Origin of the sequence: Bradyrhizobium symbiodeficiens (assembly GCF_002266465.3) — a bacterium.
GTDB classification, from domain to species: domain Bacteria; phylum Pseudomonadota; class Alphaproteobacteria; order Rhizobiales; family Xanthobacteraceae; genus Bradyrhizobium; species Bradyrhizobium symbiodeficiens.
Genome location: NZ_CP029427.2, coordinates 2,732,408 through 2,747,604, shown reverse-complemented (window position 1 = coordinate 2,747,604; position 15,197 = coordinate 2,732,408). Strand labels below are relative to the sequence as shown.

At 64.1% G+C, this 15,197-nt stretch carries 15 protein-coding genes; 9 read left to right on the top strand and 6 right to left on the bottom strand.

The window, feature by feature from the left end; genetic code table 11:
• Nucleotides 1-8: 8 nt before the first annotated feature.
• The 6 genes from CIT39_RS12480 (at nt 9) to CIT39_RS12455 (ending at nt 7,596) form a co-directional block, all read left to right on the top strand.
• Nucleotides 9-644 carry a 2-hydroxychromene-2-carboxylate isomerase gene (locus CIT39_RS12480; RefSeq protein WP_094975033.1) on the top strand — a complete coding sequence of 212 codons (636 nt, stop codon included), beginning with the start codon at nt 9-11 and terminating at the stop codon, nt 642-644.
• Between the two features lie 211 nt (nt 645-855).
• Nucleotides 856-1,341, top strand: a complete 486-nt coding sequence (locus CIT39_RS12475) for a (2Fe-2S)-binding protein (protein WP_094975034.1) — start codon at nt 856-858, stop codon at nt 1,339-1,341.
• Nucleotides 1,338-2,354: an FAD binding domain-containing protein gene (locus tag CIT39_RS12470; RefSeq protein ID WP_094975035.1), complete on the top strand. Its 1,017-nt coding sequence runs from the start codon at nt 1,338-1,340 to the stop codon at nt 2,352-2,354. The genes CIT39_RS12475 and CIT39_RS12470 overlap by 4 nt, the downstream gene beginning before the upstream one ends.
• A gap of 7 nt (nt 2,355-2,361) precedes the next feature.
• Nucleotides 2,362-4,560 carry a xanthine dehydrogenase family protein molybdopterin-binding subunit gene (locus CIT39_RS12465; RefSeq protein ID WP_094975036.1) on the top strand — a complete coding sequence of 733 codons (2,199 nt, stop codon included), beginning with the start codon at nt 2,362-2,364 and terminating at the stop codon, nt 4,558-4,560.
• A gap of 96 nt (nt 4,561-4,656) precedes the next feature.
• Nucleotides 4,657-7,014 (top strand): Orn/Lys/Arg family decarboxylase, encoded by a 2,358-nt coding sequence (locus CIT39_RS12460; protein WP_094975037.1) that lies wholly within the window; start codon nt 4,657-4,659, stop codon nt 7,012-7,014.
• Nucleotides 7,015-7,020: 6 nt separating this feature from the next.
• Nucleotides 7,021-7,596, top strand: coding sequence for a GNAT family N-acetyltransferase (locus tag CIT39_RS12455; protein ID WP_162308468.1), 576 nt, complete (start codon nt 7,021-7,023; stop codon nt 7,594-7,596).
• 57 nt (nt 7,597-7,653) lie between these two features.
• Here the strand turns inward: CIT39_RS12455 and CIT39_RS12450 are convergent, their stop codons facing one another.
• Both CIT39_RS12450 and CIT39_RS12445 read right to left on the bottom strand, forming a co-directional pair.
• Entirely contained in the window at nt 7,654-7,866 is a 213-nt protein-coding gene (locus CIT39_RS12450; protein ID WP_094975039.1) for a hypothetical protein, read from the bottom strand.
• Nucleotides 7,867-7,997: 131 nt separating this feature from the next.
• Nucleotides 7,998-9,047 carry a hydroxyacid dehydrogenase gene (locus CIT39_RS12445; protein ID WP_094975040.1) on the bottom strand — a complete coding sequence of 350 codons (1,050 nt, stop codon included), beginning with the start codon at nt 9,045-9,047 and terminating at the stop codon, nt 7,998-8,000.
• A 250-nt stretch (nt 9,048-9,297) separates the two neighbouring features.
• Here CIT39_RS12445 and CIT39_RS12440 point away from each other — a divergent pair, with 250 nt between their 5' ends.
• The 3 genes from CIT39_RS12440 (at nt 9,298) to CIT39_RS12430 (ending at nt 10,912) form a co-directional block, all read left to right on the top strand.
• Complete coding sequence (locus CIT39_RS12440) at nt 9,298-9,852, top strand: thiamine pyrophosphate-binding protein (RefSeq protein ID WP_094975041.1); 555 nt, start codon at nt 9,298-9,300, stop codon at nt 9,850-9,852.
• An 8-nt stretch (nt 9,853-9,860) separates the two neighbouring features.
• A complete protein-coding gene (locus tag CIT39_RS12435) occupies nt 9,861-10,457 on the top strand; it encodes a thiamine pyrophosphate-dependent enzyme (protein ID WP_162308467.1) in 597 nt (198 codons plus the stop codon).
• 77 nt (nt 10,458-10,534) lie between these two features.
• Nucleotides 10,535-10,912 (top strand): VanZ family protein, encoded by a 378-nt coding sequence (locus CIT39_RS12430; protein WP_094975043.1) that lies wholly within the window; start codon nt 10,535-10,537, stop codon nt 10,910-10,912.
• 45 nt (nt 10,913-10,957) lie between these two features.
• On the opposite strand, the gene CIT39_RS12425 is transcribed toward CIT39_RS12430, so the two are convergent.
• The 4 genes from CIT39_RS12425 to gcl form a co-directional block, all read right to left on the bottom strand.
• Complete coding sequence (locus CIT39_RS12425) at nt 10,958-11,341, bottom strand: DUF1236 domain-containing protein (protein WP_061028470.1); 384 nt, start codon at nt 11,339-11,341, stop codon at nt 10,958-10,960.
• A 110-nt stretch (nt 11,342-11,451) separates the two neighbouring features.
• Nucleotides 11,452-12,339: a 2-hydroxy-3-oxopropionate reductase gene (locus CIT39_RS12420; RefSeq protein WP_094975044.1), complete on the bottom strand. Its 888-nt coding sequence runs from the start codon at nt 12,337-12,339 to the stop codon at nt 11,452-11,454.
• Between the two features lie 197 nt (nt 12,340-12,536).
• Nucleotides 12,537-13,322, bottom strand: coding sequence for a hydroxypyruvate isomerase (gene hyi / locus CIT39_RS12415; protein WP_094975045.1), 786 nt, complete (start codon nt 13,320-13,322; stop codon nt 12,537-12,539).
• Between the two features lie 12 nt (nt 13,323-13,334).
• On the bottom strand, nt 13,335-15,119 hold the full coding sequence (gene gcl, locus CIT39_RS12410) for a glyoxylate carboligase (protein WP_094975046.1): 1,785 nt from the start codon (nt 15,117-15,119) through the stop codon (nt 13,335-13,337).
• Nucleotides 15,120-15,197: the final 78 nt, after the last annotated feature.

Genomic DNA, 15,197 nt, shown 5'->3' with positions numbered 1-15,197 from the left:
GACTCGCCGTGCCGAAGCCACTTATACGCGTCTATACCGACTACAAGAGCCCCTACGCTTTCGTCGCCAACAAGCGCCTGTTCGAGCTCGAAGACACGCACGGTGTCGAACTCGAATGGCTGCCCTATACGCTGCGCGTCGCCGAGTTCATGGGCACAGTCGAGGAGCGCACGCCGCATTTCTGGCGCAAGGTTCGCTACGCCTATATGGACGCTCGGCGCTTCGCCAATGCGCAGGGCCTCGTCATGAAAGGACCGCGGCGCATCTACGACGCCTTCTATTCGAGCGTGGGCATGCTGTTCGCCCAACACCACGGCTTCTTCCGGCCCTATCACGACATGGTATTTCGCAAATTCTGGAGTCATGAGCTGGAGATCGACGACCTCGCCGCGATCGCGGATATCATCGCATCGTGCGGCGGCTCGTCCGTCGAGTTCGAGGCATATGTCAACGGCTCCGCACGCGCCGAGCACGATCGCATCATTGATGAGGCCGAGGCACTCGGCGTGTTCGGCGTTCCCACCATGGTGTTCAACGGCGAGTTGTTCTGGGGCGGCGACCGCATCGACATGCTGATCGAACGCATCGAGCGGCCCGAGACCATCGAAACCGCTCTTGGCAGCCGGCACCGCAAGCCGGTATAGCCGCCTTTACGCGGCCAACCCACTCCCCATCGGCGCAAGCTCCAGCCCAAGGCTCTCCGAGCCAAGCGCTGACCTCGCCATCCGGCCGGAAGAATCGGTCTGGAACCAAGCGCCGCGTCATCCGTTGGGCGGTATCGGCCAGCGGTGGCAGCGCATTCGTGCGTCACTCCCACAATTTGCCCAGCCCGGCCCTTCCGCAAGGAAAAAGATTATGGCCGACACGACGATCCCCGAACGTATTCCGATCAACCTCGTCGTCAATGGCGAAAGGCGCACGCTCGAAATCGTGCCGTGGACCACGCTCCTCGATGCGCTGCGTGACCGTCTGGAGCTGTCCGGCACCAAGAAAGGCTGCGATCACGGCCAATGCGGCGCCTGTACCGTGCTGGTCGACGGAAGACGGGTCAATTCCTGCCTGACCCTCGCGGTCATGAAGGATGGCGCCGAGATCACGACGATCGAAGGCTTGGCCAGGGACGGCACGTTGCATCCCCTGCAGCAGGCCTTCATCGACCACGATGCCTTTCAGTGCGGCTATTGCACGCCGGGACAGATTTGCTCGGCCGCCGGCCTGCTGGCCGAAGGTCATGCGCGAGATGCCGACGAGATCCGGGAGCTCATGAGCGGAAACCTCTGCCGCTGTGGCGCTTATCCCAACATCGTGGCTGCGATCGAGCAGGCAATGAGCCGGTCATGAACAATTTCGATTATTCCCGCGCAAGCGACGTTGCCGACGCCATTCGCCTGCTCACCGCCGATCCCGGCGCGAAGCTGATTGCCGGCGGCACCAACCTGATCGATCTGATGAAGGAGAATGTCGAACGGCCCTCGCGGCTCATCGACATCTCCCGCCTTCCGCTCCGCGACATCAAGGGGACCGCCGGCGGCGGTCTGCGCATCGGCGCCCTGGTGCCGAATTCGGACCTCGCCTACCACCCCTTGATCGAGCAGCGCTACCCCCTCCTCGCCAGCGCCATCCTGGCCGGCGCCTCCGCGCAACTGCGCAACATGGCCTCGGTCGGCGGCAATCTGATGCAACGAACGCGCTGCTCCTACTTTTATGACACGGCCACACCTTGCAACAAGCGGAGCCCTGGCACAGGCTGCTCGGCGCTCGATGGCCTCAACCGGAACCATGCGATCCTCGGCACCAGCAAGTCCTGCATTGCGACCAACCCATCCGACATGAGCGTGGCGCTGGCCGCGCTCGGCGCGCTGGTCCACATCGCAGGCCCCTCGGGTCAGCGCACCATCGCGTTGACGGATTTCCACCGGCTCCCGGACGACAAGCCTCATCTCGATACGAATATCGGCAGTGGCGAGATCATTACGGCAATTGAGCTGCCGCCGCGCGGTTTTACCCGGAACTACAGCTATCTGAAAATCCGCGACCGGCTGTCCTATGCCTTTGCATTGGTCTCGGTCGCAGCCGCGCTCGAGCTGGAGGGCAACGCGATCAGCGAAGCGCGCCTGGCACTCGGCGGCGTGGCTCACAAGCCCTGGCGAAACCTCGAGGCCGAAGCAGCATTGCGGGGCCAGGCGGCTACACCGGACCATTTCGGACACGCCGCCGATCTGCTGCTGCAGGGGGCGACTGCCCGTTCCCATAACGAATTCAAGATCGAGCTGTCCCGTCGCGCCATCGTGCGAACGCTGATGCAGGCCGCGAGTGCCAGGCCGCAATCACAAGCTCACAAGAAGATCGCATGAGGGCCGGATGAACGCCTATGTCGGAACACCAACCTCGCGCGTCGACGGCCGGGCCAAGGTCACCGGAGCCGCGAAGTACGCCGGCGAATTCAGCGCCAACGGCTTGGTCCATGGCTTCGTGGTGGAGGCCACCATACCGCGCGGTCGCATCGTGCGCATCGATACTCACGAGGCGCTGAAAGTCGCCGGGGTTCTCGACGTGCTCACGCACGCCAATCGTCCTCCCCTCGCGGACAAGGACGAAGCCTGGAAGGACGAAGTGGCTCCGGAGGGCTCGCCGTTCCGGCCGCTCTATGACGACATGATCAAGTTCAACGGACAGCCGATTGCGCTCGTCCTTGCCGAGGAATGGGAAACCGCGAAGTTCGCCGCTACGCTCGTGCGGATCGACTACGAGCAGCTTGAGTTCGTGACCGATCTCGAGGCCGAACGCGGCAGTGCCAACGAGATGGACAAGCCGCACAAGCCGCGCGGCGACGCCAAGGCAGCGCTTGCCGTCGCCGGCTTGCGCCACGAAGCGGATTACCTCGTTCCGACCGAGCATCACAATCCGATGGAGCTCTATGCGACGACGACGGTCTGGGAGGACGGCAAGCTCACGGTATACGACAAGACGCAAGGCGTTCAGAACGTGCAGAAGTATCTCTGCAGCGTGTTCGGCAAGAAGCCCGAGGAGATTCGCGTACTTTCGCCCTATGTCGGTGGCGCCTTCGGTTCCGGCCTGCGGCCGCAGTACCAGGTCGTGCTGGCCACGATGGCCACGCTCGCGCTCAAGCGTTCGGTTCGCGTCGTGCTGACGCGGCAGCAGATGTACGGCCTGGGCTATCGCCCCATGACCATCGAACGCGTTGCGCTCGGGGCAAGGCCGGATGGCACGCTTGATGCCATCACCCACGAAGCTATCGCAATGACCTCACGCTACGAGGATTTTTCGCGCAACGACACGGGCTGGGCCGAGCAGCTCTACAAGAGCCCGAACACCCACTTTGCCCACAAGCTGGTCGATCTTGACGTTTCGACGCCCTGCGATATGCGGGCACCGGGCGCAGCATCGGGCGTCTGTGCGCTCGAATGCGCCATGGACGAATTGGCGGTCGCGCTCAAGCTGGATCCGATCGAGCTGCGGCTGAAGTGCTACTCGGATCGCGACCAGAGCGAAGACCTGCCCTACACCAGCAAGAAGCTGCGCGAATGCTACGCCCGCGGCGCGGAAGCGTTCGGCTGGAGCAGCCGCGATCCCACACCCCGCTCCATGCGCGACGGCAAGGAACTGATCGGCTGGGGCATGGCAACGGGGGTTTGGGAAGCACTGCAGATGCCTGTTGCCGCCCGTATCGTGTTGACGGCAAACGGCCGTGCCGAGGTCTCCTGCGCCGCCTCTGATATTGGCACTGGCACCTATACCATCGTGGCGCAGGTCGCGGCGGATGCCCTGGGCCTGCCGATTGAGAACATCAGCGTCAGGCTCGCCGACTCGATCTTGCCGCAAGCTCCCGTCGAAGGCGGCTCCTGGATGGCGGCATCCAGCGCGCACGCCGTGTTGGCAGCAGCGGAAGACATTCGCCAGGAGCTCGCGCGGCTTGCGAAGGCGATGCCGGATTCTCCGCTGGCTGACATCGAGATGCACAATGTCACCTTGGCCAACGGCATGATCGCGAGCAATGGCAAGAACGCGGCTGCTGTCTCTATTGCCGACGTTATGCGCCACGGCAAGATCGAGCGGATCGAAAAGGAGAGGCTGAACGAGTTCGCCGAGGACAAATCGCACGCCCGCAATACGCATTCGGCGGTTTTCGCCGAAGTGAAGGTCGACGAGGAGCTCGGCGTGATCCGCGTGACGCGGGTCGTGAGCGCGGTTGCTGCCGGCCGCATCCTGAACACGAAGACCGGCCGCAGCCAGATCATGGGCAGCGTGGTCTGGGGGATCGGAATGGCACTTCACGAGGAAACGCAGATCGATCACCGCTTCGGCCGTATCATGAACGCGAACATCGCCGAGTACCACATTCCCGTGAATGCTGACATTCACGACATCAATGTCATTTTCGTCGACGAACCGGACGAGCGGATCAACAAGCTTGGTATCAAGGGGCTCGGAGAGATTGGCATCGTCGGGGTGCCTGCAGCGATTGCGAATGCAGTCTATCATGCCACCGGCAAGCGCATCCGGCGCTTCCCGATCACGCTGGACAAGCTGCTGGAGTGAAGCGGCAGTCCAATCTTGCCGCGGCACTCGAGGCCTGTCATCCAGGTGTCATCGATTGTGCACAGAGCTGTATCTTCTGCACATTCGGGACAGATCATGGACTATTTCAAGCGCTTCAACTTCTTGTTCGCCGCACCCGCATTCGATGCCGATGACCTCGAGGGCATTCGCTTCAACCAGATCATCGAGGAGATCCAGCGCTCCGGTTTCGAGGTGGTCCGGGCCCGCAAGCTGGAAGATGCCGAGATGGCAGTGCAGACCGATGCCGCAATCGGCTGCATGGTGGTGGACTGGGGCAAGAAGGGACTGGAAGGCAAGACGTCGGCCCTGATCAACCTGATGCGGCGCCGCGGCCTCGACTTCCCGATCATCCTCCTGATCCGGCGCAAGCGCTTCGAGGACCTGCCGGTCGAGGTGCTCGACTTCATCGACGGCTATGTCTTCCTCTCCGAGGAAACCCCGCCCTTCATCGCCAAGAATCTGATCAGCCGGCTCAAGCAATATGCCGAGACGCTGAAGACGCCGTTCTTTGGCGCCCTCGTCGACTATGCCGAGGAGGGAAACCAGCTCTGGACCTGCCCGGGCCACAATGGCGGCGTGTTCTACAATCGCAGCCCGATCGGCCGGGTCTTCGTCGAGCATCTCGGCGAATCCGTGTTCCGCGACGACCTCGACAATTCCGTGCTCGATCTCGGCGACCTCCTCACCCATGAAGGACCGGCGCTGAAGGCCCAGAAGGAAGCCGCGCAGATCTTCGGTGCGGAAAAGACCTATTTCGTGCTCAACGGCACCTCGACCTCGAACAAGGTCGCGCTCGGCGCCCTCGTCACCGACGGCGACCTCGTGCTGTTCGACCGCAACAATCACAAGGCCGCCCATCACGGCGCCCTGATGATCAACGGCGGCGTTCCGGTTTACGTGCCGACCATCCGCAATTCCTGGGGCCTGATCGGCCCGATGCGATGGGACGTGCTCGACGAGAAAGCGCTGCGCGAGGCTATCCGCAACCACCCGCTGGTCACGGACAAGGAGGCCTGGCGCAAGGAGCGGCCGTTCCGCGTCGCCGTTGTCGAACAGTGCACCTATGACGGTACGATCCACAGCGCCGAGATGATCCTGAAGCGTATCGGCCATCTCTGCGAATACATCCTGTTCGACGAGGCCTGGGCCGGATTCATGAAATTTCACCCGCTCTATGCCGGCCGCTTCGCCATGGGGCTGACGAACCTCCCCCCGGAAGCACCGGGCATCATCGCGACGCAGTCGACCCACAAACAGCTTGCGAGCTTTTCGCAGGCCTCGCAGATCCACATCAAGGACCGCCACATCCGCGGCCAGAAGCGGCGCGTCGAGCACCGACGCTTCAACGAAAGCTTCATGCAGCACGCCTCCACGTCACCGTTCTATCCGCTGTTCGCCTCGCTCGACGTCGGCGCCCAGATGATGAAGGGCCGCTCCGGCGAGGTGCTGTGGGACGACACGATCCGCCTCGGCATCGAGCTTCGCAAGAAGATCCGCGCGATGCGCCGGGAGTTCGAGGAGAAGGAGCAGAACCCGGACCGGCGCTGGTTCTTCGAACCCTTCGTTCCCGACCGCGTCGCCATTCCCGATGTCGGCCGCCCCGGTGCCGCGCATAACGTCGCCTGGGAAACCCTCTCCACCGATGAGCTCGCCACCAATGCCGCGCTGTGGCAGCTCTCGCCCGATGCGAACTGGCATGGCTTTCCCGACCTCACGGAAGGTTTTGCCATGACCGATCCGAACAAGCTGACGCTGCTGACGCCAGGATTCGACCGCACCACCGGCGCCTATGCCGAGCACGGCATCCCCGCTCCCGTCGTGGCGCAATATCTGCGCGAGAACCGCATCGTCCCCGAGAAGAACGACCTCAACTCCCTGCTCTTCCTGCTCACCCCCGGCGTCGAAGCCAGCAAGGCCGGCACGTTGATCTCCGGCCTCGTCGCGTTCAAGAGGCTGCACGACGACAACGCACTGCTGGCCGACGCCATCCCGGAATTTTACCAGCGGCGGCAGGCCCGCTACGCCGGCGTGCGCTTGCGCGATCTCTGCGGCGAGATGCACCGCTTCTTCCGCGCGGCCGATGTCAGCACTCTCCAGGCGCGACAGTTCATGCCGGAGCACATGCCGGAAATTGCGATGTCGCCGCGCGATGCCGCGCGCTATCTGTTCAAGAACGATGTCGACTACCTCCCGATCGAGGCGATTGCGGGCCGCATCGCCACCACACCCTTCGTGGTCTATCCCCCCGGCATCGCCACCATCGTGCCCGGCGAGCGGCTGACGGAACGGGCGAAGCCCATGGTGGATTATCTCAAGATGTTCGAAGCCTGTTTCAACAATTTTCCAGGCTTCGATGTGGAAATCCAGGGCGTCTACAAGGAGATCGATGCCCAGGGGCGCATCGGGCTCTATACTTACGTCGTCGCCGAGTAGGTGCCGATGAACGAAACAGTTGCGCGCGCAAGTGACGAACCCGTTTGGGTCCGCCCCTCGCGCGAGAGTGATGTCGAGGCGATGCTGGCGATCTACCGCCATCACGTCCGCAATGGCGTGGCGCGCGAGGTCGAAGGAACCGGCGCGCCCGAGCCGGACGATCTGCGCGACCGGCGCAAGAACCTCAAGCAGACCCGCCTGCCGCATCTGGTCGCAACCTTTCGCGGCGAAGTGGTCGGCTATGCCTACGCGGTGCTGTTCCGCAAGCGTCCGGCCTATCGTTACACGGCCAAGCATTCGATCTACGTCCACCACGAGCAACTCGGCCGTGGGGTCGGACGGCTGCTGCTGCAGGAATTGATCGATGCTTGTGCGGCTGCCGGCTTCCGCCAGATGATCGGCTATATCGATGCCGACAACGCGCCCTCACTGGCGCTGCACGAGCGGTTCGGCTTCGCGCGCGCCGGCCTGCTCTGCGGCGTGGCCTACCGCCATGGCCGCTGGTCCGACACCGTCATGGTGCAGCGATCGCTCGGCGCCGGATCGACGGCGCCCCCGCCGGTGACGGCGCCGGGCCGCTAGGGCATGATCCGGAAAAGTGCAGTGGTTCTCCGAAAGATCATGCTCAAACAATAGGCCTCACGACGGAAAATCAGCCGGCTTCACATGGATGCGGTCGGCATGCAGCGACCAGTGATGTAGTGCCTGGTCCTTGCAGAACCTGGCCTTCGCCTGCTCCCTGGCCTCGTCCTCATCGGCGGCGTCGATCTCCAGCGTACCCTGGCAAACCTCGCTCTGCCGACCGTACTCGCCGAGCACGTTCTTCATGAACCTGACGACATAGATAGACATGGGACCTCCTGCGCCCCCCGGGGGCACTCTAGTCCCATTTAAGCCGGACCGGGAAAGGAGATTTTGACGCGGATCAAGATCGGGCGATTCCTCGCCGCGTCGTCATCCCCGGAATGGTAATCTGGCTGCCCCTACCCCGGCATCACGCCGAACGCCTGCTTGAAGCGCTCCGCATAGCGCGGCCAGACCTCGGGATTGATGATGCGCGGCGGGCGCTTGCCGTCGAGCGTGTCCAGGACCTGCTCGGCGGCGATGCGGCCCATGTTCTGGCGCGCCTCGATGGTCACCCCAGCGGTATGGGGGCTCGCCAGCACATTGTCGAACTGAAGCAGCGGATGTTCCGGCGGCGGCGGCTCCTTGGACCAGACGTCAAGGCCGGCACCCGCGATACGCTTGTCGCGCAAGGCCTGGAGCAGCGCATCCTCGTCGTGGATGAAGCCGCGCGCCGTGGTGATGAAATACGCATGCGGCTGCATCAGCGCGAACTCGCGCGTGCTGATCATGTTGCGGCTGCCCTTGTCGAGCGGGCAAGAGATCGAGACGAAATCGGCACGGCGCAACAGCTCGTCGAGCTCGACCTTCTCGCCGCCGCGCTCGGCCATCACTTCGGCCGACAAATAGGGGTCGTAGGCCAGCACCTTCATGCCGAGCAGGCCCTTGCACAGCGCGGCGATGCGCCGGCCGACATTGCCGAGGCCGATGATGCCGACGGTCTTGTGTTCGACCTCGTTTCCGACCAGATCGTTGCGGTTGACGTCGCGCTCCCGGCGCAGCTTGCGATCGGACTGGATGATGCGCTTGGACAGCGTCAGCATCATCGCCAGCGCGTGCTCGGCAACCGAATGGGCATTGCCGCCGGACTGGTTGACGACCAGCACACCCGCGTCGGTGCAGGCCTCGACATCGACGGGGTCGAAGCCCGCGCCATTGCTGGAGACCAGCAGCAGGTTCGGCGTACGCTTCAGCAAGGCGGCATCGACATGGAAATGCGGGGCGAGTTCGTCCCGGGCGGCGCCGATCTGGTAGACATGCGCCGCGCTCATGATCGGCGCGTAGAAGTCCTCGGGACTCTCGTTCTCGATGCGATCGAGCCGGACGTCAGGCCGCGCCTTCAGGATATCGATATAGACCGGATTGGCCAAATATTTGACGTAGAAGACGCGCTTGCTGTTGACGGACATCAGGACCCTTCCGGCTATCGAGGGAGATCCGCAAGGTCAGCGCGATGCGCGCCCGTCCGTGCCCCCTCCCGTTTTCTAATTGTCGCCGCTTATGGCACGGCGGTGCCGGCCACGGCAGGCCGTCTGGCGCAGATCACGGTGCCGCCCCGACATGTTGACAATCCTACCCGCTCCGTCAAGTTCGGACAGCCGCGACGGCCATAACCAAGAAGCATGCGCGGCTCGAGAAAATACGCCAAGGGAGGACGCGATGGCGATTGCGGAACAGCAGGCGACGCCGGCGGCGGGCGACAACAGCTGGCACGGCATCGTCCTGCAAACCCTGAAGCGGAACGAGATCAGCCTCGTCCCTTACGTGCCCGACCGCGTGCTGACGCTCCTGATCAAGAACCTGCACGCCGATCCGTTCTTCACCACTTTCGCTACCGCGCGCGAGGAGGAAGCCGTCGGCATCGTCTCCGGCGCCTGGATGGGCGGTCGACGTGGCGCGATACTGATGCAGACCTCCGGCTTTGCCACGCTCGCCAACGTGCTCGCCTCGCTCGCGGTGCCCTACCAGATCCCGCTGATCATGTTCGTGTCCGAGCGCGGGACGCTCGGCGAGTTCAACTACGGCCAGTCGCTGGTCTGCCGCACCATGCGTCCGGTGCTGGATTCGCTGGCGCTGGAGCATCACACCATCACCCGGCTCGACGAGCTCGAGTTCATCGCCGACCGCTCGATCAAGCAGGCCGTCACCACGCAGGCGCCGGTGGCGCTGATCCTCAACCCGCTGCTCACCGGCGGCAAGACGTTCGACAAGTGAGGCGAGCCATGGACAATCGCAACACAAAGGTGATGAACCGCTTCGACGTCACCTCGCGCCTGATCGGCAAGCTCAAGCACGAGGAGGCCGTGATCGGCGGCATCGGCAACACCAATTTCGACCTCTGGGCCGCCGGCCACCGCCCGCAGAATTTCTACATGCTGGGGAGCATGGGCTTGGCCTTCCCGATCGCGCTCGGCGTCGCACTGGCGCAGCCCGACCGCCGCGTCCTCGCGCTCGAGGGCGACGGCTCGCTGTTGATGCAGCTCGGCGCGCTGTCGACGATCGCGACGTTGAAGCCGAAGAACCTCATCATGATCGTGATGGACAATGGCATCTACCAGATCACCGGCGCACAGCCGACGCCCGCGGCCAGCGTCGCGGACATCGTTGCCATCGCCGCAGGCTCCGGCCTCGCAAACAGCGCATGGGCCGCGGACGAGGAGGATTTCGAGCGCCTGGTCGAGGCGGCGATGTCCGCCACCGAGCCGAGCCTGATCGCGGTCCGCATCGACGACAAGCCCGGCGTCGGCGCCACGAGGCGCGATCCCGTGCAGATCCGGGAACGCTTCATGCACGGGCTCGGCGTGCGCGAGCCGCTTTAATTTTTCGTCATTAACTACACGCCGATCTGATGAAGGGACTGTACCGGCCCGCTGCCAATCCGTGCTAAGCGACCCGAATGTCCATTTTGATACGTTCCTTTGCCTGGCTACTCGCGGCCGCCGTTACTTTCGCGACCCTAGGTCCCCCCGGCCTGCGGCCCCACTCCGACCTCGGCCAGGACGGTGAGCATGCGCTCGCCTTCATCCTGGTGGGATTAGCCTTCGGCCTCGCCTATCCGCGGCGGCGCCTGCTGGGTGCGGGGGCCGCGGTCGTCCTGATTGGCCTGCTCGAGCTGATGCAATTTTGGGCACCCGGACGCCACGCCCGGCTGGAGGATTTTCTGGTCGACGCGCTCACCGCCTGCCTCGGCTTTGCGCTCGCGGCGGTCACCGATTGGGTCATGTCGCGCTTTCGCGCAAATCCCTCTGCAGCAAGCGAAGGCCCCGCGGAGTAGAACTCCACAGGGCCTTTTTCTCTTCTCGCCTATGGTCGGCGTCGATCAGTCGATGATCTTGACCACGCGACGCGTGCGCGGCTCGACGATCACACGGCGATCGTTCACCACCGCATAACGATACTCGGTGTAGTTCGGCACGGGACGGAGCACCACGGTCGGCGGCAGCGGCTCGCCCACCACGACGCGCTCCTCGACCACGACGGAGTCACTCCGCGGGATGCCGCCCAGAATTGCGTTCGGAATTTCCAGGCCCGCACCGACGGCCGCACCAACGGTGCCGCCGACCATCGCGCCGATCGGTCCGCCGATGTCGCCACCCGCACGTGCGCCATCCCTGGCGCCCTGTTCGGTCGTCGACTGGGCAAAGGCTGCACTCGACGCCAGCAGTGACGCGGCAGCCAACGAAATCGCAAGACGGGTCTTCATCGAAAGCCTCCAGTGATTGTTGTGCGCCTTCAACCGCGGGGCCGGGGCATTGTTCCGGTTCCCGCGTGCCGAAGACGCCTCAAAACCGGAGACTGTTACGGCGTAACAGTTCAGGCCGCGGCGATCTCGTGACCCCCCAACAGTTCCAGGGCACGTATCATCGCGGAATGATCCCAGTCCTTGCCGCCATGCGCGGTACAGGCCGAGAACAATTGCTGCGCCACTGCCGTGCTGGGCAACGACAGGCCGAGCGTGCGCGCGCCTTCGAGCGCCAGATTGAGATCCTTCTGATGCAGCTCGATGCGGAAGCCCGGATCGAAATTGCGCTTCACCATGCGCTCGCCGTGCACTTCGAGGATGCGCGAGGAGGCGAAGCCGCCCATCAACGCCTGTCGCACCAGCGCCGGATCGGCCCCGGCCTTCGACGCGAACAATAGCGCCTCGCTCACCGCCTCGATGGTCAACGCGACGATGATCTGGTTGGCGACCTTCGTGGTCTGCCCGTCGCCATTGGCGCCGACGCGGGTGACGTTCTTGCCCATCTTGTCGAAGACCGGCTTCATGGTGTTGAACGCCCGCTCCGGCCCGCCGACCATGATGGTGAGGCTCGCCGCCTTGGCGCCGACCTCCCCGCCCGACACCGGCGCGTCGAGATAGTCCGTCCCCAGCGCCTCGATCTTCCCGGCGAACTCCTTCGTCGCCAGCGGCGAGATCGAGCTCATGTCGACGACAATCTTGCCCTTGGAGATGCCGTTCGCAACGCCATCCTTGCCGAACAGCACCGCTTCGACATGCGGCGTATCCGGCACCATGATGATGATCGCATCGGCCTGCTCGGCGACCTGCTTGCTCGTCTTGCAGGCGATGCCGCCGGCCGCGATCAGCTCCGGCGCGACGGCCGCGACGTCATGCAGGAGAACACGATGGCCGGCGTTAAGGAGATGGCCGGCCATCGGCCGTCCCATGGTGCCGAGCCCGATGAAGCCGATGTCGATCATGTCTCATTCCTTTGGATTTGGGTTAGGTCGATCCGCGGGCTCGCTGCACCTCTCCCGCTTGCGGGAGAGGTCGGCACGCAGTGCCGGGTGAGGGCTGCCTCCGCGTTGGGATTTCCTCCGCAAGAATCCCATTGCGGAGGCACCCTCTCCCCGACCCTCTCCCGCAGGCGGGAGAGGGAGCGCACCGCCGCCCCGGTTCACGTCTCGAGCGTCTGCGCGGCGTGCCACGAAAGCCCTTCCAGCGTCGTGGTGCGCGGCTTGTATTCGCAGCCGATCCAGCCGCGATAACCGATCGCGTCGAGGTAGCGGAACAGGAAGGGATAGTTGATCTCGCCGGTGCCGGGCTCATGGCGGCCCGGATTATCGGCGAGCTGGACGTGGGCGATCTGCGGCAGATATTCCTGCATGGTGCGGGCGAGATCACCCTCCATGATCTGCATGTGATAGATATCGTACTGGATGAACAGATTGTTCGACCGCACTTCCGAGATCAACTGCACTGCTTGCTCGGTGCCGTTGAGGAAGAAGCCGGGAATGTCGAGCGTGTTGATCGGCTCGACCAGCAGCTTGATGTTTTCGCGCGCCAGCGTCGAGGCCGCAAAGCGCAGATTCCCCACCAACGTCTCCTGAAGCTCGCGCGGATCAGCATCGACGGGCGCGATACCCACGAGGCAGTTGAGCTGCTCGCAATCGATCGCCCTGGCATAGTCGATGGCGCGGAACACGCCGTCGCGGAATTCGGCGGTGCGATCGGGCAGGATCGCGATGCCGCGCTCGCCCGCCGCCCAGTTGCCGGCTGGCAGATTGTGCAGCACCTGCGTCAGCCCGTGAGCCTCGAGCTGCTCGCGCAGCTGCGCCTTGTCGAAATCATAGGGGAAGAGATATTCGACCCCGGAGAAGCCTGCTGCCTTCGCCGCTGCGAAACGGTCGAGGAACGGCATCTCGTTGAAGAGCATGGTGAGGTTGGCGGCGAATTTCGGCATGATGCTTCTCCCCTATTCCGCCGGCTGCAGTACGCGTGTGGTGCCGACCTCGTCGAGTGGCAGATCCAGCACCTCCTCGAACTCGACGATGTTGTCGATCTCGGTGCCCATCGCGATGTTGGTGACGCGTTCGAGGATGAACTCGACCACCACGGGCACGCGGTGCTTGGCCACCAGCTCGCGCGCGGTCGCGAACGCGGCCTGCGCGTCCTTCGGATCGGTGACGCGGATCGCCTTGCAGCCAAGGCCTTCGGCGACGGCGACGTGGTCGACGCCGTAGCCGCCAAGCTCCGGCGCGTTGATATTCTCGAAGGAGAGCTGGACGTGATAGTCCATCTCGAAACCGCGCTGGGCCTGGCGGATCAGGCCGAGATAGGAATTGTTCACGACGACGTGGATGTAGGGCAGATTGAACTGCGCCCCGACCGCGAGCTCCTCGATCAGGAACTGGAAGTCGTAGTCGCCGGAGAGCGCGACGATGTCGCGATCCGGGCACGCCGCACGCACGCCGAGCGCGGCGGGCAGCGTCCAGCCGAGCGGCCCCGCCTGCCCCGCATTGATCCAGTTGCGCGGGCGATAGACGCCGAGGAACTGCGCGCCGGCGATCTGCGACAGGCCGATCACGGTGACGTAGCAGGTGTCGCGACCAAAGGCCTTGGTCATTTCCTCGTAGACGCGCTGCGGCTTGATCGGGACGTTGTCGAAATGACTCTTGCGCAGCATCGTCTTTTTGCGATCGCGGCATGACGCCGGCCACGCCTGGCGCTCGCGGAGCCTGCCTGACCGACGCCACTCCCTGGCGACGGTGACGAACAGCTCGAGCGCCGCCTTCGCGTCCGAGACGATGCCGAGATCGGGATTGAACACGCGCCCGATCTGGGTCGGTTCGATATCGACATGCACGAAGGTGCGGCCCTTGGTGTAGGTCTCGACCGAGCCGGTGTGGCGGTTAGCCCAGCGGTTGCCGATGCCGAGCACGAAGTCGGATTCGAGCATGGTGGCATTGCCATAGCGGTGGCTGGTCTGAAGGCCGACCATGCCGGCCATCAGCACGTGATCGTCGGGGATTGCGCCCCACCCCATCAGCGTCGGCACCACGGGCACGTTGGCGATCTCGGCGAATTCGACCAGGAGATCCGAGGCATCGGCATTGATGATGCCACCGCCCGCGACGATCAGCGGGCGTTCGGCGGCGTTGAGCATCTCCAGCGCCTTCTCGACCTGTTTTCGCGTAGCCGTCGGCTTGTAGACCGGCAGCGGCTCATAAGTCTCGTCGTCGAACTCGATCTCGGCCAGTTGCACGTCGAGCGGCATGTCGATCAGCACCGGTCCCGGCCGGCCCGAGCGCATGACGTGAAACGCCTGGCTGAACACGCGCGGTACCAGCGCCGGCTCGCGCACGGTGACGGCCCATTTCGTCACGGGCTTTGCGATCGACTCGATGTCGACGGCCTGGAAGTCCTCCTTGTAGAGCCGCGCCCGCGGCGCCTGCCCGGTGATGCAGAGGATCGGAATGGAATCGGCGATCGCCGAATAGAGCCCGGTGATCATGTCGGTGCCCGCCGGCCCCGAGGTCCCGATGCAAACGCCGATATTGCCGGCTTTGGCGCGCGTATAGCCCTCGGCCATGTGCGAGGCGCCCTCGACATGCCGCGCCAGGATGTGGCGGATCGAGCCGCGTTTCTTCAGCGCCGAGTAAAGCGGATTGATCGCGGCCCCGGGAACCCCGAAGGCGGTGGAGATGCCTTCCTTCTCCAGAATTCGCACGGCCGCATCGATAGCTCGCATCTTCGCCATATCGGACCTCGCCCTGAGTTGCGTCAGCGAGCGGGATCATCGGGCGTGCAAGATGCGATCTCAACGAGATCGATTTTA

What these genes read in the sequence shown, in the direction of transcription:
- CIT39_RS12475 (WP_094975034.1), top strand. Translation starts at nt 856, where the DNA reads ATGGCCGACACGACGATCCCCGAACGTATTCCGATCAACCTCGTCGTC.
- CIT39_RS12470 (WP_094975035.1), top strand. Translation starts at nt 1,338, where the DNA reads ATGAACAATTTCGATTATTCCCGCGCAAGCGACGTTGCCGACGCCATT.
- CIT39_RS12465 (WP_094975036.1), top strand. Translation starts at nt 2,362, where the DNA reads ATGAACGCCTATGTCGGAACACCAACCTCGCGCGTCGACGGCCGGGCC.
- CIT39_RS12460 (WP_094975037.1), top strand. Translation starts at nt 4,657, where the DNA reads ATGGACTATTTCAAGCGCTTCAACTTCTTGTTCGCCGCACCCGCATTC.
- CIT39_RS12455 (WP_162308468.1), top strand. Translation starts at nt 7,021, where the DNA reads ATGAACGAAACAGTTGCGCGCGCAAGTGACGAACCCGTTTGGGTCCGC.
- CIT39_RS12450 (WP_094975039.1), bottom strand. Translation starts at nt 7,866, where the DNA reads ATGTCTATCTATGTCGTCAGGTTCATGAAGAACGTGCTCGGCGAGTAC.
- CIT39_RS12445 (WP_094975040.1), bottom strand. Translation starts at nt 9,047, where the DNA reads ATGTCCGTCAACAGCAAGCGCGTCTTCTACGTCAAATATTTGGCCAAT.
- CIT39_RS12440 (WP_094975041.1), top strand. Translation starts at nt 9,298, where the DNA reads ATGGCGATTGCGGAACAGCAGGCGACGCCGGCGGCGGGCGACAACAGC.
- CIT39_RS12435 (WP_162308467.1), top strand. Translation starts at nt 9,861, where the DNA reads ATGGACAATCGCAACACAAAGGTGATGAACCGCTTCGACGTCACCTCG.
- CIT39_RS12430 (WP_094975043.1), top strand. Translation starts at nt 10,535, where the DNA reads ATGTCCATTTTGATACGTTCCTTTGCCTGGCTACTCGCGGCCGCCGTT.
- CIT39_RS12425 (WP_061028470.1), bottom strand. Translation starts at nt 11,341, where the DNA reads ATGAAGACCCGTCTTGCGATTTCGTTGGCTGCCGCGTCACTGCTGGCG.
- CIT39_RS12420 (WP_094975044.1), bottom strand. Translation starts at nt 12,339, where the DNA reads ATGATCGACATCGGCTTCATCGGGCTCGGCACCATGGGACGGCCGATG.
- hyi (WP_094975045.1), bottom strand. Translation starts at nt 13,322, where the DNA reads ATGCCGAAATTCGCCGCCAACCTCACCATGCTCTTCAACGAGATGCCG.
- gcl (WP_094975046.1), bottom strand. Translation starts at nt 15,119, where the DNA reads ATGGCGAAGATGCGAGCTATCGATGCGGCCGTGCGAATTCTGGAGAAG.